This is a genomic window from Mangrovibacterium sp. (genome assembly GCF_059905295.1).
Genome location: NZ_JBZQJF010000330.1, coordinates 1 through 6,623 on the forward strand (window position 1 = coordinate 1; position 6,623 = coordinate 6,623).

Sequence of the window (6,623 nt, forward strand, 5' to 3'; positions counted from 1 at the left end):
TGTAAGGATGCTCCTGCATGAGCCAAGACTGAGTGAAAGGCTTTTTTTGCAGGTTCAATTTTTAAATCACCACGAATGGGGAAGGGGGCCGGAGTTTCAATTGTTTTGAAATCTCCACCATCTTTCATGTCAACTCCCAGGTCATTATTGCGATTGATTTGCTTTTCCCCTTCGACAACATTGCCCGAGAGGTAGAATTTGCCATACCCGTGATCTTCAGCATAGGGTTGCAGAAATTGTTCTGTTCTCCGGGACGCTGTCCCTGCTTTGTAATAGTTGCTGATCAGGTTAAACTGACCGGCTTCACCGCCGTAGCTGGCATGGTTGCGCCAATCGTAAATGACATTGTTGACAAATTCCACCGGTCCCCGAAACTCCTGCATTTGCTCTTTTGAGTCGTAAACGCCCGGATGATCGAAACGCGGGTTTCGGCTATTGTGGTGAGCCAACAGGTTGTGATGAAAGCTGGCATTATTTCCGCCCCAAATAGCACCATAGCCGTGGTCACCCTTCTTGTGAACCGAATGGTTCAAGCTTTCGGAAAGGATGCACCATTGCATGGTAAAGTTCTTGTTTCCATAGAAGGATGCACATTCGTCGGTGCTCCAGCTAATACTACAGTGATCGATGATCAGGTTCTTATGAAATTGCCCTTCAAGGGCATCAGATTGAACATCGTTTTCATCCCCCATTCTAAATCGCATGTAGCGGACGATGATGTTATCAGCATCAATTTTAGTAGGGTAGCCGCGTAATGTTATTCCTTCGCCTGGCGCTGTTTGTCCGGCGATCGTCAGACTGTCGCTTCTAATCAGTAGTTTTTTGCGTAATTCAATTGTTCCCGAGACTTTGAAAACAACTGTACGTGCATACTTCCGGGTAACTGCCCAACGCAGCGATCCTTTCTTACCATCGTCGCTAAGATTGGTTACATATAGCACTTTACCACCCCGGCCACCTGTTGTATACATGCCTCCACCTTCTGCTCCGGGAAAAGAGGGGATCATTTGAGCTTTTAATGATATTGTATAAAACACAATAAATAAGGCTGAAAATGTGGCTGTTAGTAGTTGTTTTTTCATATTTATTGGTTTATGTTTTATTCCTGAATAAATCTTTCGCTGCCTGAAAAATCGATTAGGTTAAATACATAGGAAAAAGGATTGACTAATTCCCATTCCGTTGCCGTTAACGGAGATTGGCCGAAAAAAAGATTGATTGACGGAAAAAATGTATGAATGTGCAGGAATGTATGAAAGAATCCTCCGCATATTTGTCGGAAATTGACCAATACAGGAAGCTTCTTAAACTTGTATGGAAAGTGTATTAAATCAACACAAGTGTCCATGTTCGCGCGCACATAGACACACTCAGAATAATCCCAAGAAATTTCTCTCAACCTCATAATCCTTCTCACTTTTCTTGAATCTAAACCCGTATATCAAAGCGCGTTTAGATTTATTTTTTCTTTGGGTAGCCAAAAATAGGTGAAAAAAGCTATCTGCAAGATAAATTTCTTAAATAATCCTAAATGATAAATGGACAGCATTGAAGGTCGTCAGAAAAAGAGTTTTTTATGTGAAAATCAGAAAATTGATAGGGTCTTGGAATTAAGATTTTTACAGAGTTAGCCGGATTTGGAGTAGGGATGCATTATCGTTTGTTTAGATCAATTCTATATTATTACGGTTAATACAATACTTAGTGTCTGCATAACGTAAGCTACTGTTTCATTTTGGTATAAAACAAAAACGCAGATAACTATTCATGTTATCTGCGTTTTTAACTCGAACGAAATGTGTTCTCTTATTTGAACCAGCCGTCTACGAGTTCTTTATGCTCGTGATACCATTTCTTTGCAGCTTCGGCTTCTTGTCCGGGATTTCCTTCAACCGCCAGCATCAGGGAGCCCAGCAAATCATCATTCATTTTGAAGTTTTTGAAGAATTTTGCCAGTTCCGGATTTTTCGTGGCCCAGCCTTTCGTGGCAATTATGGAGATTGTTTCGGCTTTACCCATTGTTTCCTTCGGATCTTTCAAGATCTTCAGATCGTAGCGAGCAAACATCGTGTGAGGTTTCCAGCCTGTTACAACAATCCAGTCTTTTTTGTCGTAAGCCTTTTTCAATGAAGCCAACATTCCTGCTTCACTGGAGGCTACCAGTTCATAATCCAAACCGTAATCCTTGATAACATTCTTTGTAATGTTCATGATTCCGGCTCCCGGATTGATACCAATAATTTTACCATCAAATTTGTCTTTTACACTGTTCAGTTCATCAATTGAATTGATGGTAACATAGCTCGGCACAACAAGTCCCAAAACACCTTGGGTGTAGATTGTTCCAATATGCTCAACCTGATCGCCAAATTTATCCATGTAAGGTTTGTGGGTAATTGGTTCCCAAACTTCCATAAATAAGTCGGCATTACCTTTAGCTACAGCCGCAAATACAGGAGCAACGTCTGCATTGATTAGTTTCACATCGTAACCTTTTTCTTCTAATACGGCTTTAGCCAGATTGGTATTGGCGATACACTCAATCCAGTTCACCATGGCAATGGTTACTTCCTTTTTATTTTCGCTTTTCTTTTTTCCGCCTGAACAAGCATTGAAAAGCAAGCTCGCAGCAATAACGACAGCGAATAATGATAATTTTCTCATGTTATTTCTTTTTAGATGATTTTCCTAAGTTTTGAGTAATACGGTCGAGGATGATGGCTAAAAGAACAACTGCTAAGCCACTCTCGAAACCTAAGCCGATACGTAACTGGCTGATCCCCTGAAGTACAATTTCACCAAGTCCTTTGGCCCCAATCATACTGGCAATAACGACCATTGATAAGGCCATCATAATGGTTTGGTTTACGCCGGCAAGGATCGTTGGCATAGCCAGAGGTAATTGTACTTTAACCAGCAGCTGGCTGGGAGACGCACCAAAAGCTCTTGTTGCCTCTACAATTTCTTCGGGAACTTGTTTGATACCAAGCGAGGTTAAACGTACAACCGGCGGCATTGCAAAGATGATCGTTGCAAAAGCTCCGGGAACTGTTCCAAGTCCGAAAAATAATACCGCCGGGATCAGGTAAACGAAAGCCGGCATTGTTTGCATAAAGTCCAGAATTGGACGAATAACCTTTTGTGCGGTTGCATTTTTGGCACTCCATATTCCAAGAGGAATACCGATCACCAGGGCAATAAAGGCAGATGCCAATACCAATGCAAAAGTTTGCATTGTTTCGTCCCAGAAGCCGGCAAAATAAATGAAAAGTAAGCCGACAACTGTTAGTATGGCATTCGATTTACCTGCTTTCCACCAGGCAATACCTGCAAACAGGGCAATGGTGACGTAAAACGGTAACCACACCCAAAAGGATTCAATGACATCGATTAACGACGACATTCCGATATTAACTGCATCGAAAAAGCCGGAAAAGTTGGCCGTCATCCAGTTAATAGCATCTTCGATATATTGGCCTACGATCATAATTCAATAGCTTTTTGGATTATTTCATGGATTTCTTTCTTAGCCATGCCTGTACTTTCGGCAATAATAGAGGTAGGGGACACAACTCCAATAAGATGGTTCTCTTCGTTAACCACCGGAATTGGCAAGTTTGTCTTACTCAGAAGCGGAAGCATATTCTCAGTTGTTGTGTCGGCCGTTACGCTCATCACATTTTCGTTGATAATACTTTCGATTGTTTTTACTTCTTCGTTTTTCAGGCGGAGTACATCTTCCAGCTTAACGTAGCCCAGGAATGTTCGGTTGGTTCTAACCACCGGTAAATGTTCTACGCCGTTTTCGCGCATGATGCGTAAAACCCCGGCAGGGCCATCTTTTTTCAAGCGGGCAACCTTGGGCTTTGCAAACATGATTGATGCGGCTGTAACAATCTTGCTGCGATCGACATTTTCGACAAATGATTTGATATAATCGTTTGCCGGATTGGTGATAATTTCCTCAGAACTACCAATCTGAACAATCTCTCCATCCTTCATAATTGCAATACGATCGCCCAGCTTAATAGCTTCATCGAGATCGTGGGTGATGAAGACAATCGTTTTCTTCATTTTCTCTTGCAGAATCAGTAATTCATCCTGCATTTGAGAACGAATTAACGGGTCGAGTGCCGAAAATGCTTCATCCATCAGCAATACTTCCGGTTTATTGGCTAAACCACGAGCCAGGCCTACACGCTGTTGCATACCTCCCGACAATTCACTTACTCTTTGGTTCTCGTAACCTTTCAAACCAACCAGATCGATTGTTTCCAGGGCCAGCTTTTCGCGCTCTGCTTTAGGAACTCCTTGAAGCTCCTGCCCAAATGCCACGTTACTCAGAACGGTACGATGGGGTAACAAACCAAAATGCTGAAAAACCATAGCAAGCTCTTTTCTACGAATATTCAATAGCTCGCGATCGTTCATGTTGGTAATTTCTTCGTCATTGATGAAGATTTTACCGGTTGTAGGGTTAATCAGTCGGTTAATACAACGTAGCAGTGTTGATTTACCACTCCCTGATAGTCCCATGACTACAAAAATCTCACCTTCCTGAATGCTTAGATTTGCATGTTGAACCGCAACAGTACATCCGGTTGCATCCAGTATTTCAGCTTTATTCTTGCCTGCATCGAGCATTTTTAAAGCTTTGTTTTTGGCTTTCCCGAAAACAAGTGAGAGATTTTCAATTTTAATTTTTTCCATATTAAAAGTAATAGCCGATGTTAATGTTAAATCGTTTTTGCCATTTTGCATCGGCATCACCAACACCCATTCCTTCACCAAAATTTGGTGTTAACCAAGGTTGGTTTTTACCCATGGCATAATCGACATACGTATAGACCGGTCCTGCAGAGATCAGGAACCCCGGAATGAGGTGGTGCATATCGGCATAGTCACTGTTGGTTTTGTCCATGTAGGTGTAATCAACATATGCCTGAATGTTTGTAATTGGTCCCAAATCAACATTAAAGCTTTTCGCAATACCTACAGCATAAGCGTTTGCTTTGGCTGCTACATCGTATGGAGTGCCATAGGCTCCCATTTGTACAATGTCAAGTATTTCACCATCGTCGGCCTGTGCTTTATAGTTATAGTTGATAAATGACCCTTTGAAATTCCAGCCTTTGCCCCAATCGGCTACCATGTGCAAGTCAAAAGCTGTACTTGTTTCAGCTTTATCCAAAACACTGTTGTAAATACCGCCAACCTGCGCTGAAACACCGAATTCAAGGCCTTCAGTAACATGATAAGCTGCTCTTACATTGAATTGGTTGAGTTCACGAATGTGTGCAGCAACCTGTTCTGTACCAATACGTCCAACGCCTGGAGTAATATCGTATGAATAACGTCCCGGGCCTGCATTGCCATAAGTTACATCGCCACCGGCAATGGGGCCTTCCGGTTCTGCTTGTCGGAAATAAGCAAAGCTTAAATCCAGTTTGTCAATACCTTTGTAGTCAAACTTAATACCTGCATCGTAGTCGTCTTCCAAACCAAAATAGTATTGGCCCTGGAACCACCAGGAGTGAGATGCATATTTAGTAATTCCAAAGGGAACCTGTACAACTCCAAGTTTCATGTATAAATCTTTGGTCAGATCCAGACCTAGCCAGCCATGATGTATAAAATGGGTTCCGAAAGTAGGGTAGAAACGATATTCAAAACTGAAGTCGATACCTCCTTGACTGCCATCGACATTCAGTCTCCAGGTATCCATTGTAAATTCAGGTTGTGTTTTGTTGTGAACCCAGCTTTTTGCAAATACATTGAATCTTAATGCACCCCCAACTTTAAAACTGTTTTCCTTCTTCTGTGCATAACCTGTGATTGTGCCAAATAATAATAATGTCATTGCCGTTGCTTTTAACAACGTCCTTTTCATGCTTTTTAAAACCATAGAGATAATTTGATGATTGACTGGTATTGATTCTAATACCAAAATAGATTCTATGCGACAAAAGTAGGCATTTAAGCTTGGGCGAACAAAATTATCGCTAAAAAGTTAAAAGGATGGGAATGTTCTTTAAATTCAAATAAGATTAAAATACAATGTATTACGCGATATAAATTGATGATCCTTGGGTAAATCAGAGCGATATATGGCAGTGTGATGTGTTCTATACGAACGCTTAAAATATTGAAAATAAAATGGAATATTTAATAGTTTGTATAGAAATTAATATTTCTGAAACAGCAAAAAACATACCTGATTCACGGGAATAACCAACAGGAATGAAAGTGGAAAGTTTTTCGGACATCAGGTTGTCATTGTTATCTGAAGTTGTTGGGTTGTCGTGAAACGTGAAAGGTTAACGATTAACGATTATTGATTGCCGATTAGCGATTGAGAGAAGAGCAACCAGCAACCAGTAACCAGCAACCAGTAACCAGCAACAAGCAGTAGCCCCAGACCTCCACAAGGGTACCTATAGCCGCAACTCGAAACTCGAAACTCGAAACTTGGAACTTGGAACTTGAAACTTGGAACTCAGCAGGGACTTTCAGAAAAAAGAGGTACGAAGTTGCCTGTTGACAACCCAATAAAAAATACGAGTTGGTGGAGATTTTAATGCTTGATTTCTTCTTCGGCAGTTAACATGGGTGAAGCATCAACA

At 41.3% G+C, this 6,623-nt stretch carries 5 protein-coding genes; all 5 read right to left on the reverse strand.

Annotation, left to right across the window (positions count from 1 at the left end):
* The coding region (locus AC37HE_RS16515) for a pectate lyase family protein (protein ID WP_500784151.1) at positions 1-1,082 on the reverse strand (1,082 nt) is incomplete at its 3' end.
* 724 nt (positions 1,083-1,806) lie between these two features.
* Positions 1,807-2,664, reverse strand: coding sequence for a glycine betaine ABC transporter substrate-binding protein (locus AC37HE_RS16520; protein ID WP_500784153.1), 858 nt, complete (start codon positions 2,662-2,664; stop codon positions 1,807-1,809).
* A 1-nt stretch (position 2,665) separates the two neighbouring features.
* Positions 2,666-3,487 (reverse strand): ABC transporter permease, encoded by an 822-nt coding sequence (locus tag AC37HE_RS16525; RefSeq protein WP_500784155.1) that lies wholly within the window; start codon positions 3,485-3,487, stop codon positions 2,666-2,668.
* The gene (locus tag AC37HE_RS16530) at positions 3,484-4,710 is read right to left on the reverse strand and encodes a quaternary amine ABC transporter ATP-binding protein (RefSeq protein ID WP_500784156.1); all 1,227 of its coding nucleotides are present in this window, start codon (positions 4,708-4,710) and stop codon (positions 3,484-3,486) included. Before AC37HE_RS16530 ends, AC37HE_RS16525 begins: the two co-directional genes overlap by 4 nt.
* A gap of 1 nt (position 4,711) precedes the next feature.
* A complete protein-coding gene (locus AC37HE_RS16535; RefSeq protein WP_500784158.1) occupies positions 4,712-5,860 on the reverse strand; it encodes a hypothetical protein in 1,149 nt (382 codons plus the stop codon).
* Positions 5,861-6,623 lie beyond the last annotated feature (763 nt).